Here is a 16,186-nt window from a genome sequence, read left to right on the forward strand (position 1 = left end):
ATGCCCAAGATATTGGTCGTCACTTCCGGCAAAGGGGGCGTCGGCAAGACGACGTCGACCGCCGCGCTCGGCGCGGCGCTGGCTCAGTCGAATCAGAAGGTCGCGGTCGTCGATTTCGACGTCGGCCTGCGCAATCTCGATCTCGTCATGGGCGCGGAGCGGCGGGTCGTCTATGACCTCATCAATGTCGCGCAGGGCGACGCCAAGCTGCATCAGGCGCTCATTCGCGACAAGCGGCTCGACAATCTCTATCTGCTTCCCGCCTCCCAGACGCGCGACAAGGACGCGCTGACCGAGGAGGGCGTGCGCCGCGTCATCGACGAATTGCGCGAGCGCTTCGACTGGATCGTCTGCGACAGTCCGGCGGGCATAGAGCGCGGGGCGACGCTCGCCATGCGCTTCGCCGATGTGGCCGTCGTCGTCGCCAATCCCGAGGTCTCCTCGGTGCGCGATTCGGATCGCATCATCGGCCTGCTCGACGCCAAGACGGAGGTCGCCGAAAAGGGCGGCCGCATGGAGAAGCATCTGCTGCTGACGCGCTACGACGCCGGACGCGCCGCGCGCGGCGAGATGCTGAATGTCGACGATGTGCTGGAAATTCTGTCGATCCCGCTGCTCGGCATCATTCCCGAGAGCGAGGATGTCCTGCGCGCCTCCAATGTCGGATCTCCGGTCACGCTCCACAGCGGCACGAGCGCGCCGTCGCGCGCCTATGCCGATGCGGCGCGGCGCCTGTGCGGCGCCGAGGTGCCGATGGACATACCGTCCGACAAAAAGGGGCTTCTCGTCAGATTGTTTGGTCGGAGGGCGGCATGAAGCTGTTCAATTTTTTCAATCGCCGCGCATCTGCGCCGGTGGCGCGCGAGCGTCTGCAGATTCTGCTCGCGCATGAGCGCGCATCCGTGTCGAACTCCAATCTCGTCGCTCTGCTGCACAGAGAGGTGCTCGCCGCCGTCTCCAAGCACATAGAGATCGACCCGGACAAGGTGGAGGTCAAGCTGCGCGAGGGCGACGACATGTCGCTGCTCGAGATCGATATAGAGATTTCGACCAGCGCGTCGGCGCGCGAGGCGATCGCCGACGCCGCGGCGTGACGTTGACGAGGCGGGCGGCGGCGATCCGCCGCTCGCATCACGTAATCATCGCGAATTGACGCCCGCCTCTCTGGTCGCCTAAGCCTCCTCGCATCGACGTCGAGAGGCGTCCGCGACGAGCTGGAGGAGGCGATGGCGGTCTCGACCACAAGGGCGCGCGCCTTGCGCCTATCGGGCCTCGTTCTCATCAATGTGGCGTTGGCGATCGCCTTGCTCGCGGCGACGGAATTCATTCTTCATCGCGTCTATAATTGGACCAACCCTTTCCTCGACCACGGCGAGAATGCGCTGCGGTCGCGCGATCCCGTCTTCACCCATACGCTGCGTCCAAATTTCGACGGCTATGACGTATGGGGGCCCTATACGCCGCGCATATTCACCAATTCGCTCGGCTTCAAGGACGCGGCGGCGCGCAATGTTCCCTTGCTTTCCGACCGTCGGCGCATCGTCTTTATCGGCGATTCCTTCACCGAGGGCGTCGGTCTGCCTTACGAGCAGACTTTCGTCGGCCGCTTCGCGCAGGCTTTTCCCGAGATCGACGTGCTGAACGCGGGCGTCTCCAGCTATGCGCCCTCCGCCTATTACGAGAAGCTGAAATATTATCTCGACAAGGGTCTGAAATTCGACGAGGCGATCGTCTACATCGACATTTCCGACATTCAAGACGAGGCCATTTCCTACCGCTATGACGATAAGGGCGTTTTGGAGCTCGGCGTGTTCACGCCCAATCCAGAAAAATGTCTGCCGAGCGCCTATCAGCTGCTGCCGCGTGATCCGCCCGGCTGGTTGGAGAAGCGCTCCTTCGTCGCCGAATTCGTTTCCAATCTTCTATTCGTCAAGAAAGCCAATGCGGCGAACGCCAGCGCCAGCCTGTCGGAGCTGATGCGGCCGGGCCGGGTCTATAGCCGCGATTGGAGCCGCGCCTCCTGGACCTTCGATGATAAGGCGAGCTGCTATGGCGATGCAGGCGTCGCCGGCGGCGTGCGCAAGGCGCTACAGCAGATGGATCGTCTCCACGAGCTGCTGACCGCGCGCGGAATCGCGCTCTCGGTCGGTGTCTATCCCTGGCCGCATCAGCTTCTCTATGATGTCGAGAATTCGCGGCAAGCGCAGATTTGGCGCGATTGGTGCGCCGGAAAATGCGAGCGCTACTTCGATCATTTTCCCGCCTTCGTTCAATATAAGAGCGGACACGCGGATTATGTGCGCGATCTCTATTTCTGGGCGGACGTGCATTTCAACGCCGAGGGCAACCGCCTGCTCGCCGCTGATCTCATAGAGAAGTTTCGTCGCCGATGAGGGGTCAGGACGCCAAGGCCAATCCGCCCATCATCAGCCCGAGCGCTGCGAGCCAGCTGCCGAGCGCGCGAATGGCCACGGAGCGCCACGCACGCGCATCGGCGTTTTCGCCGCGAAATGCGAGCGTCGCCGCCGAGACCAGCGTGACGATCACATAGCCCGCGACGGAAAGCCCGGCGACGAACAGCAGGCGATTGGTCTCCGGCCCGATGGCGGCGGCGTTGGCGGCGCCGCGCATCGCTGCGAGAACCAAAGCGAATCCGCCCAGCGCGGCGGCGGAAATGGGCGCTGCCGAGGCCAGAAGGGCGCCGAGCAGAACCAGAGCGCCGGCGGCGAGCAACGCGCCTTCCGACGTCACATTCAGCGCCATCGCGCTCGTCACGCCGATGGCGAGGCCGAAGGGGAAAAGCAGCAGCAGCGGCCGGGTCTGCTTCGCGCCGAGCGATCCGGCGAGCATGCCCAATGCGACCCAGAGCGTCACGTCCTTCAGATCGGTGAGAGGATGCGCCGCGCCGGCGTAGAAATCGCCGAGCCGCGCCCCGATGATATGCGCTTTCGCGCTCGTGGCCGAGAGCAGCAGAAAGAGCGCGCCGACGCCGGCCTGTCGCGAGCGGCGCATCATCCTGCGACGCCCGCGCCGAGGAAGAGAAAATAGCCGCCGAGCAGCGCGATCGACGCGCCGAGTCCTTGGATGATGCGCGCGCCGAGCGGCCATCGCGACAAGGCGCCGATGAGGATGCCGAATCCGTGCAAAAGCCCGGTGGCGGTGATGAAGCCGACGCCATAGGCCATAGGGTCGGCTGCGCCGGGCAGCTCGGCGCCATGCGCATGGCCGTGGAAGATTGCGAAGAGCGCGACGACGAGCGCGGCGACGACGACCGGCGGCCGCACGCGCATCGCTACGGCGGCGCCGAGAAGAAGCGCCGAGAGCGCGATCATCATTTCCGGCGCCGGCAGCGGAATATGCAGAACCCCGAGCACGCCGCCCAAGGCCATGACGAGCGGAAAGGCGATAGGCAGCAGAAAGATCGCCGGCGCGCCGAGCTGCGCGCCCCAAAGACCCACGGCGACCATTGCGACGAGATGATCCGCGCCGGTCAATGGATGCAGAAAGCCGCTGGCGAGGCCGCCTGCCACGCCTTCGCCGTCATGCGCGAGAGCGGGCGGGGCGAGCGCGACGCCTGCGAGAAGAGCGGTAACGAAAAGGCGGAGACGGGACGGCATGGGCAACGCTCCTCAATCGATCGCGAGCACGCGAAGAAGTCGGCCGATGAACCAAAAGGCGGCGATCGAGCCTATCGCATAGCCGGGAAGAAGATCGCGCGAGCCGGGGAGAACGGCGCCGAGGCGGCGATGCGCCCAGATGAGCGCGAGAGTGATGAGCACGAAGGCGAGCTGTCCGATCTCGACGCCGATATTGAAGAAGCCGAGCGCTGCCGGCAGCAGGCGCTTTTCGATGCCGAGCCCGGCGAGCGCGCTCGCAAAGCCGATTCCGTGAACGAGGCCGAAGCCTCCCGCGACGGCCCATGGATAGCGCGCCGTCAATCCCGCTTCGCTGCGTCGCTGCTTCACGATCTCGACGCCGACGAAGACGATGCTGAGCGCGATGCAGGCGTTGAGCGGCCGCTCCGGCACGCCGATCACCCCGAAGGCCGCCGCCGCCAACGATATGCTGTGCCCGATGGTGAAAGCGGTGATCGTCGAAACGAGCCGCCGGCCGACGCCGACGATCCATATCAATCCAAAGACGAAGAGAAGATGATCGGCTCCGAGCAGAATATGGTCGACGCCATAATTCAGATAGGTCGCGCCGAGCGCGATCCAGCTCTCCAGCGTCGGCGCCTCGGAGCCGAGAATAGAGACGGTCGGATTGGCGGAGGTGATGGTGTAGCTGCGCGCCTCGCCTTGCAGCGGGATGATCTTGATGAGCGCCGCCGACATGCTCGAGCCGAGATTGCCGATCGTCATCGCGCCGATGAGGCCCTTGGCGCCGCATTCGAGCTGCGGCATGCGCAAGAAGCAATGCGGCGGCGCGCGCAGATCGACGCGCGCGGCGCCGATCGTCGGCTCCATCGTCCAGCGGCCGACATAGGCGCCCTGCCGCACCTCGCGCAATTCGAGAACGCCCAGCGAGGATTCATGCGCGTGCAGCGCCGCCGGCGTCAGCAGCGTCGCCGCGACGATCCATGCCGAGAGCAGTCGCATCGCTCGTCTCACGGCTCCATCCGCACGGTATAGGACGCCTTCAGCCGGTTGACCGCCTCCCATGCGCGCGAGCGCGTCTCGTCGACGCGCCATTGCCGCAAGACTTCGTCGCGCACATCCTCGAAATGCGCGGGCGCGCCGGGACGGCGCGAGTCGAGCCGAACGATGTGCCAGCCTTCCTTCGATTGCAGCTTCGCCCAGCTGCCTTGTGGCAGCGCGAGGAGATCGTCGCGGAATTTCTCGCCGAAGGCGGGCGCGAGGCTGGTGACGGGACGCGCGAGAATGGCGCGCGTGCGCTCGCGAAGCTCTTCCGATTCATGGCCGGCCGAGATCTCCTCGAGCCAGCGCGCCGCCTCGGCGGAATCGGCGGCGGGCGTGAGATAAAATCCGACACGCTCCGGCTCGTCGAAGCGTTCGCGATTTTGCTCGAACCAGGCGCGCAGACGCTCCTCGCTCGGCTGCGGCAGCTTGATCTGATCGAAGATGAGCAGCTGCAGCTTATAGGCGATGCGGTCGCGGATCATATCGTCGCCGCGATCGACGCCGAGCGACTTGCCTTCGCGATAGAGAATCTCGCTCGCCACCCAGCTGTCGATCATTGCCTGCAGCTGCGCGTCCGAGGGGGCGCGCGCTTTGTCCTCGTCGAAATTATCGATGAAGGATTGGCGCAGCGCCTTGCTCACCATGATGACGCGCTCGTCCTTGGGCAGGGGATGCAGAGCGGCGTCGGCGGCGAAGACGAGCGCGCCGATCGCCAGAAAATGCAGGAGCGGCTCGTTTCGAAGGCGTCGCGCCGCGGCGCCGAGCCGATTCCGAAGGAGAGCTGAGGAGAGTGACTTCACCATCGAGACCATATGCTTTTCGAATATGTCGCGAGAGCAGCCTTATGCATCGGCGCATGCGCTTTGTCATCGGCTTCACGATGAAAAAAACACGTTTCAGCATGAATAAAAGCGCGTCCTTGTAATGAAATAGTCACAAGACTGTCGTTGTCGTTCTTCCATATTCCGCGCGCCGATGCGTCGCTCGACGCCGGGGGGCTCGTCTAGGTTTTTTGCGGGGAATTGGCATGCACCGTTCGAAATCAGCGGTTCTATTGACCGCCGCGTCTGTCACGCTCGCTTTGGGTCAATCGGCGTCCGCCGGTGGATTCGGCGAGGAGTCGCGTAAGCATAATCCATATGTCGCAGGCGACATGCACAACCACAACACCTGCACCGACGGCTCCGTCGCCGCGGGCTACACGATCGATCGCGCGGTCGGAACCGGTCAGGCCGCCGCTGGCGGAACCAATTTCGATCTCGATTGGTTCACGCTCGGCAATCATGGCGGCTCGGGCAATCGCGATTGCCGCTTCGCCGACACCAGCGCCAACATCCCGGGCGAGACGACCACCACCTGGTCGCAGACCCTCGGCCAGACGATTCAGGGCATCACCATCACCAGCCTGAAGGGCTCGGCGAATGGCGCGAACATGTGGCGCTGGCAGTCGATCGGCGAGGTCGAATATCCGATCATCGTCAATCGCTCGGCGCAATATGACAAGGTGCTCGTCGAAGGCCTCGAATGGGTCGTTCCGGGCCATGAGCATACGGATGTGGCGGTGATCGCCGGCCAGCATCCGCGTCACGGCGGCAACGCCGACAAGATGGCGGAGTTCGAGTTCCGCTTCGACCGCGGCGATACCGACAGCATAGGTCCGGTGGATCTCAGCAATAACCCGCTGTGGCCCGGCAAGGACAATGTCAACAATTCGGGAACCGCCGGCCATGGAAAGGCGCTGGAAGGCGTCAAATGGCTGCAGGCGAACTACCCGCTGCAGTCCTACGCCATCCCGACGCATACGGAGCGCCAGGGGCCGTTCTCGGCGACGGCCAGCAAAGGCTACAATATCGAGCATTTCCGCGACTTCAACAATGCGGCGCCGACGGTGGCCTTCGGCATCGAGTCTCCTGGCCATATGGCGGAAGGCGGCTTGACCGGCGGCTCGGGTTCCTATGGCTCCGGCGCGGTCGGCGGCGGCACTTATGGCATGGTCGGCGTCTATACGGCGAAGGTCGGCGGCTTGTGGGACGGCTTGCTCGCGGAAGGCCGCAACTTCTTCATGTTCATCAGCTCGGACTGGCATCAGCGCGGCGCCTTCGGCGCGCGTGATCGCTACACCACGGCGGACTTCATTCCGGGCGAATATACGAAGCTCTACGTTCCGCGGACGGAAGGCTTCCGCAATCAGTCGATCATCGACGGCATGCGTTCCGGCAACAGCTATTCGGTGAATGGCGACGTCATCGGACCGGACTTCGAGTTCCGCGCCAGCGCGCATGGCCAGTGGAAGACAATGGGCGAGACGATCGTCGCGCGTCCTGGCGAGAAGATCGTGCTCGAGGTCGAGCTGACCGTTCCGGCGTCGAACAACAGCCCCTATAGCTTCGACAATCCGCTGCTGGCGCAGATCGGCCAGCATCAGCCGCTGAACAAGCCGTCGATCGATCACATCGATCTCATCACCGGCAAGATCACCGGCGTCGTGTCGCCCAGCGCGCCCAATTACGCCGTGGCCAACGCCGCTGGCGTCGCCGGCGCGTCGATCGTCTATAATCCCACGGCGGCGATCGCCAAGCAGATCAATTGGCGGAACATGAAGGTGAAGAAGCAGCGCGACGGCTCGACGCGCCTCTCCTTCGAGACCACATTCACCATGGGATCGGAGCCGGGCTATATTCGCGCGCGCGGCACCAATATTCCGGTCGCGACCCCCAATGTGACCGATAGCGCCGGCAATCCGCTGCTCGACGCCAATAATGCGGCGGTCAGCTGCACGGACAGCTCCTGCCCGGCGCATCTCGAATCCGTCAATGGCGTCAAGAAAGTGACCCATGACGTGCAGGCCTGGTCCAATCTCTGGTTCTATGGAAACCCGATTTTCCTGCGCCCCGTCGGCTCGCCGAAGCTGCTCGTCGAGCAGAACGCCGAGCTCGCGCGGCGTCTCGCCATCCAGCACGGTTTCGATCGCTGGCGCGAGGAGCATGCCGAGCGGGAGCACGCCGAGCGCGATTGATTGCTCTCTTTAGCGTAGATTAAACGCCGGCGGCGATTTATCGTCGCCGGCTTTCTCGTTTTGCGGGTTCTAATGGCGATGCGGGCTGTGCTTGTTTTCATGGCGAATATTTTCGTCTGCGCGGCGCTGCTGCTCGCAGCGCGGCGAGAGCCGCCCACGACTGCGCGCGCGCCCGTGGCGCCTGCAGCAGCTGCGATCGTCGAAACGACAGAGAAGGCTGCGGACGCCGAGCCGACGCGCGAGAATTGCGTCGCCGCGGTGGAAAAGGCGCAGGCGCTCGCCAATGCTCTGCCGAAGGAGGATCCCTCGCGCTACATTGCGGAGCGCCATCTGCATCAGTCGATGGTCGAGGCCGGCAATGGCGAGTTCGACGATTGCCTCGATTGGGCGGCGGCGGCGGCCGATGAGGTGCGCGAGCTGCGGCACCAGCTGCGGCCGGGAGAAACGCTCGGCGTGCTGCGGTCGGACGAGAAGCCGGCGCCAGCTCAGGACGCAGAGAAGAAGCCCATGCGCGACAAAGCGCGAAAATAGGCCGAGGACGAAAGATGGATCAGATCGAGCCGCTTTTTCCCATTCCGCTCATGCGCTGTCCCGGCCTTTTGGACGCGGCGCTCGTCGAGGCCGCCGTCGAAGCGATCGGCAATGCGCGCATCGAGAAAAACCTGCGCTCGGAGCAGCTGTTTCATACGGAGATCGCCGATCCCCGTCGCGACGAGCTGTTTCGCCGCATGTCGGATCTCGCCATTCCCAAGCTCGTCGATTTCGGCGCGCTCCTCTTCGGAGAGCGGCTGGAATGGATGGTCAAGGAAATGTGGACCAATGTGCTCGAGCCCGGCGGCAGTCAGGCGCTGCATTCGCACGCCAACAGCTTCGCCTCGGGCGTCTTCTATCTCACGTCCTCGCATCCTGGCAGCCGCACCGCCTTCGTGCGGCCGCCCGGCGGATTCGAGTTCAATTTTCGGCATCACACGCGCTCTGCGGCGATGGGGCCGTTCAACGCCGGAAAATATGTGGTTCCCGAGGCGGAGCCGGGCGATCTCATTCTCTTTCCGAGTTATCTCTATCACGAGGTGCCGAAGAATCAGGGCGGCGTGCGCGTGACGGTCGCCTTCAACGCTATCCCCGATCGTCTCGATTGCTGGGGCTATCAGATCAAATTCGCTCCGTGAGAATGGCGCGCGATCACTCGCCGCCAGTCTCGCCGCGCGACTTTCGTCTTTGTGGCGCGGCTTCGTCGATCGCCTGCAGCAGGCGCGCCGCCTCCTCGCGGCTCGACTCGCCGAGCGCTCGCGCCATCGCCATCAGCGGCGCATAGGCGGGATCGAATTCCGGGCTGATGCGGAGCGTCTCCAGCAATCCCGGAGCGGCGGCGTCCACGAGCGCGCGGCCGCGTGGATCGCCGGGCAGCGCGGCGCCGACCTCGAGGAAATGGTTGCGTGCGCGCCAATAGGCGGAAAGCCGCCGCGCGAGCGCGTCATCGTCGCGCGCGAGCTCGGTCGCGTCGGGCGTCATCTCGCGCGTCACGGCGAGGAGCGTAGTCCAGGGCGGCGCCGTCAGCGCGCGAACATTGCGGCGCGCGTCGAAGGTCACGAAGGGCGCATCATCGACATTGAGCGGCGCCGCGCCGGCGAAAGTGGCGAGCGCATGCGCGCCGCCGGCATATTGGCCGAGCAGATCGATCGGCGTGGCGAAGCCGAGCGGGCGCGCGACGGCGGCGGTCGCCGGATCGCTCAGCCGCGCTGAAAGCGCGTCCATGTCGAGAGGCGCGTCATCGCTGCGTCCGATCAGCGCGAGCATGGGCGTGCGCACGCTGTAATGATTGAGCCAGGCCGACGCGTGAGGATAGGCGGAAAGAAAGCTGCGAATGATCGCGCGCAGGGACGGCAGATCGAGCTGATAGAGCGGCAGCCATTGGCAGAAGAGCCCGCCGGGCGCGAGCCGCGCGCGCGTCGCTGCAAAATGCTCCACCGTGTAGAGCGCGCCGCTTCCATCCAGCGCCGGGTGAAACAGATCGGCGACGATCACGTCATATTTCGCGCGATCGGCGAGAATGTAGCGCCGGGCGTCGGCGACATGCACTTTCGGCTCTAGCGCGCGCGTCTCATCGGCGAACCATGGCAGGAGCGCCACGACTTCCGGCGACAGCTCGACGCCTTGCGCCGTGACGCCGGGCGTCATGGCGCCGCCGATGAGCGTGGCTCCAGTGCCGACGCCGAGGAAGAGCGCCTCGCGCGGTCCCGGATGTAGCAGCAGCGGGAGCATCGCCTGGCGGAAGTCGGAGCGCGCGGAGCTGGTGCCGCCCATTCGAAAATGGCCGTTGAGATCGAGATAGCGCACGCCGGCGGCGTCGACGACGACGCTGGCGGTGACGGTCGGGCCGTCGAGCGTCGCCAGCACGCGCCCGCCTTGCGGCGCGCGAATGAAGGAGGGCGCGGGGAGCGCGAGCAGCAGAGCGCCAGCGAGAGCCGGCGCCGCCATGGGCGCGAGCGCGGCGAGCCGGGGACGCAGCAGCAGCAGATAGCCGAGCGCGATCGGTATGGTCGCGCGCCATGCGCCGAATGTCGGGATGAGAAATTGCGCCGTCACGAAGGGCGCGAGCGCGGCGCCGAGACTATTGACGCCGACCGCGAAGCCGAGAGAGCCGCGCAAATCCTGCGCCTGCTGCGCCAAGCGTCCGAAGAGCGCGCCCATGGCGATAGAGGGCAAAGCGAAGAGCGCGAAGGCGGCGACGAGCTCGCCAGCGACGCCGAAGCCGCCCGCCTTTTCGGCGGCGCTGAGCACGATCGGCGCGAGCGCCGTCGTCGAAAGGCAGGCGGCGGCGGTCGCCGCGAGCAGCCAGCCGGCGGCGGCGTCGCCGAAGCGCCGGCCGAATTTCTGCCACGCCAGGCCGCCGACGGCGGAGCCGAGAAGATAGGCGGCGAGCAGGCTCGCGAATGTGTAGACCGTGTCCTCGAGAACCTGCGCGGCCAGCCGCACGATCGTCATCTCGAAGGCGATGCCGAGAAAGCCGGTCGTGAAAAGAGCGCAGAGCACGCGCGTCGCGCTCGCGCGCGGCATGTGGGGGGAGGGGCTCGGCTCGACCCGTCTCTGCAGCGCGACGGCGCCGATCGCGCAAGCGGCGTTCACGCAGGCGAGCGCGAGCAAGCTTCGCGACAGGCCGAGCTGCGGCATCAGCCAGAAAGCAGAGACCAGCGCGCCGAGCACCGCGCCCGCCGTATTGGCGCCATAGACGCCGGCGGAGACGCGCGCATCGCCCGAGAGCGCATTGGTCATGCGGGCGAGGGCGGCGAGCGTTCCGCCCATCGCCGTCGTCGCGGGGAGCAGCAGAAGCGCCGGTAGGGCGAAGCCGACGGCCCATAGCGCGGCGGGAGAGGGATCGACGCCGAGCAGCGCCGGCGCGATGCGCGCGGCCTGCTCGAGGACGAGGACGCTCGCCGCGCCCCACAGACCGATGGCCGCTTCCAGCAGAGCATAGGCGAGAAAGGGCGAAGGCGTATCGCGGATGAGGCGGTCGAGAAGGAAGGCGCCGAGCGCGAGGCCGGCGAAAAATCCGGCGATCACGCCGAGCACGGCCATCATCTCGGAGCCGACGACGAGGCTCGCCATGCGCGTCCAGACGATCTCATAGCCGAGACCGGCGAAGCCCGATGCGACGGTGATCGCAATCAGCGCGGTGAGCTCGATCCGCGCCCGGCGCGCTGGATCGATAGAGGTCCGCATCGTCTCATTATCCGTGAAGCCGCGAAATTCCTCGCCTATCGCGCCTTCGATACGGTTTGATGACGATCAGCGCAGCGACAGCAGATGGCCGCGGGTCATGCGCTCGATCAGCAGGCTCACGAAAATCATGCCGACGCCGAATTCGAGCACATAGGCGCGGTCCAGGAATCCGGCCCCCACGCCATCGTAATAAGCGTAGCGCATCCATTCGATCGATTGCGCGATCGGATTGTAGGATTGCATCGTGCGATAGGGCTCCGGCAGATTGTCCGGCAGAAAAACGGTGCCCGAAGCGAACCATAGCAAAATGCGGATCAGCGAGAACAGCATCGCCCACATCGGCATTGCGAGAGCCAGCGCGCCGTTGAAGAACCCCACGCCGACGCCCAATATGATCGCGGCGCAATAGGCCGCCGCCGCCTGCTCCATGTCGCGTGGCGTGAAATTTTCGCCGGCAGCAGTCCCGAGAATGAGGAGAATCAGCACGACCGTGCAGGAGGAGAGGATCTCGAGCACAATGCTCGCGATCAGCGCGTCCATCACCTTGACCTCGGGAAAGGCGAAGAGAGGACGGCTATTGAGGACCGACGTCATCATGAAGGTGGAGAGATAGGCCTGCACTTGGAAAGGAATGGCGCCGGTCGCGACGAACAGCATGGTGCTTTCTCCAACGGGCGCCATGCGGGCGTTGAAGACAAAGAGCAGGATGATGACCAGCGTATGTACCAGCGGCCAGGCGATCGCCACCAGATAGCCGAGGCCGTGACCGAAGAAGCGCGTGCGAATATTGCGCAGCATCAAGGCGAGCAGCACGAGCCGCTGGCGCCGGAACGCGTCCCGTAATTCAGATGTCGCGCTCTGCGTGGCGTACATAGGCTGTCTCCACTCGGGCTTGGCGATCTCCCGCTCGGAGCGCGCGGATCATGGGCGAAGGGTTTCGCCTCGAATAGGTTTCGAATATGGCGCCCATGCGGCGCGGAGCTCGATAGAGCCGGGCGCTTGCGCGGCTCGATTCGATATCGCAATCCTCGGGCGCCGGCAAGATCGGCGCGGAGGGCGCGCGAGACGCGGAGCTTCTTGATCCGGCGGCGGCTTTCACTTAGATAGAATTGTCGGAGGCCGGCGCGTTTCACATTGGCGGCCTCTTTGCGGAAATGGGGCGTTTCGATGCGCGGAGCCGCGAGCGTCATATCGATTTGCGCCCTTACGCTCGGCGCGCCCTGCTCGGCGGCGCCGTCCGGCGTCAGCGTCGAGCCGGAGGCGCTCGCGCATTATTCCTATTGCGTCAACGAGGCGAAGGACCGCAGCTTCGTCTATGTCCTGTCGCGCCAGATCCTCTATCGCTGCCACGGCGACGTCGCCATCTCCTATTTCAACTATCTCGGCTATCGTCATGTCCGGGAGCGGCGTCTCGAGGACGAGACCGGCGTCTATCTGTTTCGAATGATCAGCGGCGTCGGACGATGCTGGACCAAGATTCTCGACGAAGCGCGTCTTCCCGTCTCGGCCTTCGGCTGCGAGATCTACGTCGATATTTGAGCGTCCCGGCGCGCCGCCGCGCCGCGCTCGTCGAGACCGCCTTCCGGGCGGCGACCGCGCGCGGCGAAGGGCGCGCGCTGGCGCATGTCGTCTGGATCGCATTCGCCGCTCTCGCCTTCACATTTGTCGATTTCGCGCAGCTCGGATGGTGGGCGGCGCCGACTCTGGTTCTGTTCGGGGCGCTGGCTTTGGCCGCTGTCTTCGATGCGCGCTTCCTCATCATTCCCGACGGGCCGCTGATCGTCCTGCTGCTGCTCGGCCTCGCCCTGCTGCCCTCCGATGGCGAAGAGGCGGCGCTGCGCCTCGCGGGCGCGGCGGGCGGCTATGCGACGCTGCGGGCGATCGACATGGCCTTTCGGCTGCTGCGTGGGCGCGCCGGGCTCGGCCTCGCGGACGCGCATCTGCTGGGCCTCGCCGGGCTCTGGCTGGGGCCGGCGGCTCTGCCCGGCTGCCTGCTCATAGCGGTGGTCTCGGCCTTCCTTTCGGCGCTGATCGCGGCGCGCGACGGCGCGCTCGGCCATATGGCGCAGCCCATCCCCTTCGGCCCGCATCTCGCGCTCGGCTTCTGGCTCTGCTGGAGCCTCGGGCCGCTGGAGGCGGCTCAGAGCGGGTTTTGACGAATGCGCACGGTGAATGAGGCGTCGATGCGCTTGCCGCGACGCGCGCCCGCCAGCCGCACGGCGATGAGCTTGGGCGGGGCGTCGCGATCCACCCACTCATTGGTCCAGACGGGCGACGCATTGGGCTCCGGCGCGCCGAAATAGGAGAGCTCGAAGGCGGCGAGCCCGCGCAGCGCGGTGGCGGAGCGCGACGGACCGCCGCCGCCGAACCAGGCCTCCTGCCGCAGCACGCCGGAGCGCACGCCGAGATCGTCCGCGGATGCGGAGATTTCGGTCAGCGCCAGGCCGCCCCAATCTGCGCCGCCATCGCTCGTCGTCACCAGGCGAATGCGATTGGCGCGGCCCTCGAAAGCGACCGTTGGCCGGCCGTCCCGCCTGTCGAGCTGGACGGGAAAGGCGCGGGACAAGATCGCCTCCAGCGCGCTGGCGGCCTCTTCCACCTCCTGCACGCCCTCATAGTCGCGGCCGGTCTCCCAGACGCGCTTGCCGAGCCGAAAGCCGCCGGCGATGGTCCCGACGATCAGCGACATCAGCGCGATGGAGAGCAGCGCCTCGAGCAGGGTGAAGCCGCGGGCGCGGCGCGGAATTCTCATTGCGCCGGCCGATTGGCGTCGATCTTGACCGTGCGCAGCGTCAGCGCGTCGCCAGGAGCGGCGTCGCCCGGGCGGCGTATGGCGAGCGCCACCGGGCAGGCGACGATCTCGCTGAGGCCGCCGGGATCGGCGGCGGAGCGGCAGGGGCCGACCGAAAGGCTCCAAACGAGTCCGTCCGCATAGCGCCCGGAGCTTTCGCCCATGGCGAGCGGCGCGGCGACGCCCAGCGCCTCCAGTTGCGAGCGCCCCCGACGCGCCGCGCGCAGCAGGAAATCGCCGCGGCTCTCATTGCGGGCGCCGAAGCCGACGCCCTGCAGCAGCCCGCCCAGCACCAGAGCGAGGATCAGAAAGGCCGCCAGCGCCTCGATCAGCGCGAAGCCGCGCCGCGCTAATGGAATGCGCATCGCGTCGCTCCGGTGAGCCAATTGACGTCGATCTCCGCGCGCGCGCCGGCGACGCCGATCGTCAGCCCGCCGCCCGAGGAGCCGCCATCGGGGAAAAAGGCGATGGCCCCGCGCGAGGGCTCCGTCCGCTCGCGCGCCGAAACGGCCAGCTCTATGGCGGCGTCCTCGGGCAGCGCCGTCTCGGCGACGGCGGGGGAGAAGAAGGCTCGGCGCCGCAGGTCGATCGTCAGTGTCTGCTCGCTGGCGGTGGAGATGGCGCGCATGCGCGTCGCGCGCAGCCCGGCGCAGAGCGCGCGCGTCGCGCTCTCGACGCGCAGGCGCGGCGACGGCCGGCGCGCGAATTGGCCCGCCATTCCCGCGAGCAGCGCGACGATCAGCAGAATGGCGAGCGTCTCCAGCAAGGAGAAGCCGCGCCGGCGCGTGTGCGGCGGCTTCATCGCAGAGCGAGATCATTGATGCCGAGAACGGCGTCCATCACCGTCATCACCAGCCCGCCGACGACGGCGGCGATGAGGATCGTCAGGCTCGGCGTGATGAGTCCGACGGCGCGCTCCAGGCTGCGCTGCGTCTGCCGCTCGAACATCGCCGCGAGGCGCAGCAGCATGTCGTCGAGCCGCCCGGCCTCCTCGCCGATGCGCGCCATCGTCGCCGTCGTCGGCGGAAGACGCTCCACTCGCTCCAGGGCGGAGCTCAGCGCGCCGCCGCCGCGCACGGACTCGATCACCTTGGCCAGCTCCGCCGAGAAATAGCGATCCGACAGCACGGCCCGCGCGCTCTCGAGGCCTTGCAGCAGCGGCACGCCGGCCTTCAGCGAGGAGCCGAGCGTGTAGGCGAAGCGCGCCGTCTGCAATTTGGCGCTCAGCGGCCCGGCATAGGGCAGAGCGAGCAGCGCGCGATCGAAACGCACGCCGAAATCCGGGCTCGCCGCCGCATAGCGGCGCAGCGAGACGATGAGCGCGATGATGAGCGCGAGCGCGCCGACCGCCCATCGCCAATGCGCCGCGACATCGATGACGAATTGCAGGCCCGCCGGCATGGGCTGGCCGCTGTCGACGAAGATCGGCGCTATATTGGGAACGAGCGCGCTCAGCACCACGGCTGTGGAGACGATCGCCAGCACGATCAGCAGCGCCGGATAGACGAGCCCGCTCTGAATGCGCGCGCGCATCTCGAGGCGGCGCTCCAGAATATCGGCCATGTCGCCGAGCGCCTGCGCCGCATTGCCCATGGTCTCGCCGGCGCGCACGATGTTGACGTAATCGGGACCGAAGAGATCGGTCCGCGTCGCCAGCGCGTCGGAGAGCGACGCGCCATCGACGACGCGCCGCAATATTTCATCCGCCAGCGCGCGCAGGCCGGGCGTCGCGCTCTGCGTCGAAAGCAGCCGCAGGCTGTGGTCGAGCGGAACGTCGGCCTGCTCCAGCGTTGCGAACTCGCGCGTGAAGGAGGCGATGTCGGCGGGCGAGGGCTTGCGCGCGCCGAATTGCAGAGACAGCAGCGAGCCCTTTGCGCCGGCGCGCGTCTCGCGCAGCGAGAGCGGCGTGAGCCCGCGCCGCCACAATGCGTCCTCGGCGTCCTCGCTCGAGCGCGCTTCTATGTCGCCCTCGATCAGATCGCCGATCGACGAATAGGCGCGATAGCGAAAATTGGACAT

At 66.3% G+C, this 16,186-nt stretch carries 18 protein-coding genes; 8 read left to right on the forward strand and 10 right to left on the reverse strand.

Annotated elements, in window-relative coordinates:
• The 3 genes from minD (at position 1) to ACT53T_RS23590 (ending at position 2,393) form a co-directional block, all read left to right on the forward strand.
• Positions 1 to 816, forward strand: a complete 816-nt coding sequence (minD, locus tag ACT53T_RS23580; RefSeq protein ID WP_018264664.1) for a septum site-determining protein MinD — start codon at positions 1 to 3, stop codon at positions 814 to 816.
• Complete coding sequence (gene minE / locus ACT53T_RS23585) at positions 813 to 1,094, forward strand: cell division topological specificity factor MinE (protein ID WP_161913194.1); 282 nt, start codon at positions 813 to 815, stop codon at positions 1,092 to 1,094. Before minD ends, minE begins: the two co-directional genes overlap by 4 nt.
• Positions 1,095 to 1,226: 132 nt before the next feature.
• Entirely contained in the window at positions 1,227 to 2,393 is a 1,167-nt protein-coding gene (locus tag ACT53T_RS23590) for an SGNH/GDSL hydrolase family protein (RefSeq protein ID WP_476163116.1), read from the forward strand.
• 4 nt (positions 2,394 to 2,397) lie between these two features.
• Here the strand turns inward: ACT53T_RS23590 and ACT53T_RS23595 are convergent, their stop codons facing one another.
• Genes ACT53T_RS23595 through ACT53T_RS23610 form a run of 4 tightly spaced genes read right to left on the reverse strand, consistent with a single transcriptional unit; the run spans position 2,398 to position 5,452 of the window.
• Entirely contained in the window at positions 2,398 to 3,015 is a 618-nt protein-coding gene (locus tag ACT53T_RS23595; protein ID WP_476163117.1) for a HupE/UreJ family protein, read from the reverse strand.
• On the reverse strand, positions 3,012 to 3,617 hold the full coding sequence (locus ACT53T_RS23600; protein WP_476163118.1) for a HupE/UreJ family protein: 606 nt from the start codon (positions 3,615 to 3,617) through the stop codon (positions 3,012 to 3,014). Before ACT53T_RS23600 ends, ACT53T_RS23595 begins: the two co-directional genes overlap by 4 nt.
• A gap of 12 nt (positions 3,618 to 3,629) precedes the next feature.
• The gene (locus tag ACT53T_RS23605; RefSeq protein WP_476163156.1) at positions 3,630 to 4,598 is read right to left on the reverse strand and encodes a HupE/UreJ family protein; all 969 of its coding nucleotides are present in this window, start codon (positions 4,596 to 4,598) and stop codon (positions 3,630 to 3,632) included.
• 8 nt (positions 4,599 to 4,606) lie between these two features.
• Positions 4,607 to 5,452 carry a peptidyl-prolyl cis-trans isomerase gene (locus ACT53T_RS23610; RefSeq protein WP_476163119.1) on the reverse strand — a complete coding sequence of 282 codons (846 nt, stop codon included), beginning with the start codon at positions 5,450 to 5,452 and terminating at the stop codon, positions 4,607 to 4,609.
• A 215-nt stretch (positions 5,453 to 5,667) separates the two neighbouring features.
• On the opposite strand from ACT53T_RS23610, the gene ACT53T_RS23615 reads away from it, so the two are divergent.
• From ACT53T_RS23615 to ACT53T_RS23625, 3 genes are all read left to right on the forward strand, one after another.
• Positions 5,668 to 7,656 carry a hypothetical protein gene (locus ACT53T_RS23615; protein ID WP_476163120.1) on the forward strand — a complete coding sequence of 663 codons (1,989 nt, stop codon included), beginning with the start codon at positions 5,668 to 5,670 and terminating at the stop codon, positions 7,654 to 7,656.
• A gap of 99 nt (positions 7,657 to 7,755) precedes the next feature.
• Positions 7,756 to 8,187, forward strand: coding sequence for a hypothetical protein (locus ACT53T_RS23620; RefSeq protein WP_476163121.1), 432 nt, complete (start codon positions 7,756 to 7,758; stop codon positions 8,185 to 8,187).
• 14 nt (positions 8,188 to 8,201) lie between these two features.
• Positions 8,202 to 8,825, forward strand: coding sequence for a 2OG-Fe(II) oxygenase family protein (locus tag ACT53T_RS23625; protein WP_476163122.1), 624 nt, complete (start codon positions 8,202 to 8,204; stop codon positions 8,823 to 8,825).
• Positions 8,826 to 8,838: 13 nt separating this feature from the next.
• Here the strand turns inward: ACT53T_RS23625 and ACT53T_RS23630 are convergent, their stop codons facing one another.
• Together ACT53T_RS23630 and ACT53T_RS23635 are read right to left on the reverse strand one after the other, a co-directional pair.
• On the reverse strand, positions 8,839 to 11,376 hold the full coding sequence (locus ACT53T_RS23630; protein ID WP_476163123.1) for a spermidine synthase: 2,538 nt from the start codon (positions 11,374 to 11,376) through the stop codon (positions 8,839 to 8,841).
• A 66-nt stretch (positions 11,377 to 11,442) separates the two neighbouring features.
• Positions 11,443 to 12,249: an ABC transporter permease gene (locus ACT53T_RS23635; RefSeq protein WP_476163124.1), complete on the reverse strand. Its 807-nt coding sequence runs from the start codon at positions 12,247 to 12,249 to the stop codon at positions 11,443 to 11,445.
• A gap of 294 nt (positions 12,250 to 12,543) precedes the next feature.
• Between ACT53T_RS23635 and ACT53T_RS23640 the strand changes: the two genes are divergently transcribed.
• Together ACT53T_RS23640 and ACT53T_RS23645 are read left to right on the forward strand one after the other, a co-directional pair.
• Entirely contained in the window at positions 12,544 to 12,915 is a 372-nt protein-coding gene (locus ACT53T_RS23640) for a hypothetical protein (RefSeq protein ID WP_400766831.1), read from the forward strand.
• Positions 12,912 to 13,532: a prepilin peptidase gene (locus tag ACT53T_RS23645; protein WP_476163125.1), complete on the forward strand. Its 621-nt coding sequence runs from the start codon at positions 12,912 to 12,914 to the stop codon at positions 13,530 to 13,532. The genes ACT53T_RS23640 and ACT53T_RS23645 overlap by 4 nt, the downstream gene beginning before the upstream one ends.
• On the opposite strand, the gene ACT53T_RS23650 is transcribed toward ACT53T_RS23645, so the two are convergent.
• From ACT53T_RS23650 to ACT53T_RS23665, 4 genes are read right to left on the reverse strand one after another with little or no spacing between them, the layout of a single operon-like run.
• On the reverse strand, positions 13,517 to 14,128 hold the full coding sequence (locus ACT53T_RS23650) for a PulJ/GspJ family protein (RefSeq protein ID WP_476163126.1): 612 nt from the start codon (positions 14,126 to 14,128) through the stop codon (positions 13,517 to 13,519). The genes ACT53T_RS23645 and ACT53T_RS23650 overlap by 16 nt on opposite strands.
• On the reverse strand, positions 14,125 to 14,532 hold the full coding sequence (locus ACT53T_RS23655) for a type II secretion system protein (RefSeq protein WP_476163127.1): 408 nt from the start codon (positions 14,530 to 14,532) through the stop codon (positions 14,125 to 14,127). The genes ACT53T_RS23650 and ACT53T_RS23655 overlap by 4 nt, the downstream gene beginning before the upstream one ends.
• Positions 14,517 to 14,969, reverse strand: coding sequence for a prepilin-type N-terminal cleavage/methylation domain-containing protein (locus ACT53T_RS23660; RefSeq protein ID WP_400766839.1), 453 nt, complete (start codon positions 14,967 to 14,969; stop codon positions 14,517 to 14,519). Before ACT53T_RS23660 ends, ACT53T_RS23655 begins: the two co-directional genes overlap by 16 nt.
• Positions 14,966 to 16,186, reverse strand: coding sequence for a type II secretion system F family protein (locus ACT53T_RS23665; protein WP_476163128.1), 1,221 nt, complete (start codon positions 16,184 to 16,186; stop codon positions 14,966 to 14,968). The genes ACT53T_RS23660 and ACT53T_RS23665 overlap by 4 nt, the downstream gene beginning before the upstream one ends.

Source organism: Methylosinus sp. DMC45, from assembly GCF_056313885.1.

What these genes read in the sequence shown, in the direction of transcription:
- ACT53T_RS23615 (WP_476163120.1), top strand. Translation starts at nt 5,668, where the DNA reads ATGCACCGTTCGAAATCAGCGGTTCTATTGACCGCCGCGTCTGTCACG.
- minD (WP_018264664.1), top strand. Translation starts at nt 1, where the DNA reads ATGCCCAAGATATTGGTCGTCACTTCCGGCAAAGGGGGCGTCGGCAAG.
- ACT53T_RS23650 (WP_476163126.1), bottom strand. Translation starts at nt 14,128, where the DNA reads ATGAGAATTCCGCGCCGCGCCCGCGGCTTCACCCTGCTCGAGGCGCTG.
- ACT53T_RS23620 (WP_476163121.1), top strand. Translation starts at nt 7,756, where the DNA reads ATGGCGAATATTTTCGTCTGCGCGGCGCTGCTGCTCGCAGCGCGGCGA.
- ACT53T_RS23665 (WP_476163128.1), bottom strand. Translation starts at nt 16,186, where the DNA reads ATGTCCAATTTTCGCTATCGCGCCTATTCGTCGATCGGCGATCTGATC.
- ACT53T_RS23590 (WP_476163116.1), top strand. Translation starts at nt 1,227, where the DNA reads ATGGCGGTCTCGACCACAAGGGCGCGCGCCTTGCGCCTATCGGGCCTC.
- ACT53T_RS23605 (WP_476163156.1), bottom strand. Translation starts at nt 4,598, where the DNA reads ATGCGACTGCTCTCGGCATGGATCGTCGCGGCGACGCTGCTGACGCCG.
- ACT53T_RS23595 (WP_476163117.1), bottom strand. Translation starts at nt 3,015, where the DNA reads ATGATGCGCCGCTCGCGACAGGCCGGCGTCGGCGCGCTCTTTCTGCTG.
- ACT53T_RS23610 (WP_476163119.1), bottom strand. Translation starts at nt 5,452, where the DNA reads ATGGTCTCGATGGTGAAGTCACTCTCCTCAGCTCTCCTTCGGAATCGG.
- ACT53T_RS23660 (WP_400766839.1), bottom strand. Translation starts at nt 14,969, where the DNA reads ATGAAGCCGCCGCACACGCGCCGGCGCGGCTTCTCCTTGCTGGAGACG.
- ACT53T_RS23655 (WP_476163127.1), bottom strand. Translation starts at nt 14,532, where the DNA reads ATGCGCATTCCATTAGCGCGGCGCGGCTTCGCGCTGATCGAGGCGCTG.
- minE (WP_161913194.1), top strand. Translation starts at nt 813, where the DNA reads ATGAAGCTGTTCAATTTTTTCAATCGCCGCGCATCTGCGCCGGTGGCG.
- ACT53T_RS23635 (WP_476163124.1), bottom strand. Translation starts at nt 12,249, where the DNA reads ATGTACGCCACGCAGAGCGCGACATCTGAATTACGGGACGCGTTCCGG.
- ACT53T_RS23600 (WP_476163118.1), bottom strand. Translation starts at nt 3,617, where the DNA reads ATGCCGTCCCGTCTCCGCCTTTTCGTTACCGCTCTTCTCGCAGGCGTC.
- ACT53T_RS23640 (WP_400766831.1), top strand. Translation starts at nt 12,544, where the DNA reads ATGCGCGGAGCCGCGAGCGTCATATCGATTTGCGCCCTTACGCTCGGC.
- ACT53T_RS23630 (WP_476163123.1), bottom strand. Translation starts at nt 11,376, where the DNA reads ATGCGGACCTCTATCGATCCAGCGCGCCGGGCGCGGATCGAGCTCACC.
- ACT53T_RS23625 (WP_476163122.1), top strand. Translation starts at nt 8,202, where the DNA reads ATGGATCAGATCGAGCCGCTTTTTCCCATTCCGCTCATGCGCTGTCCC.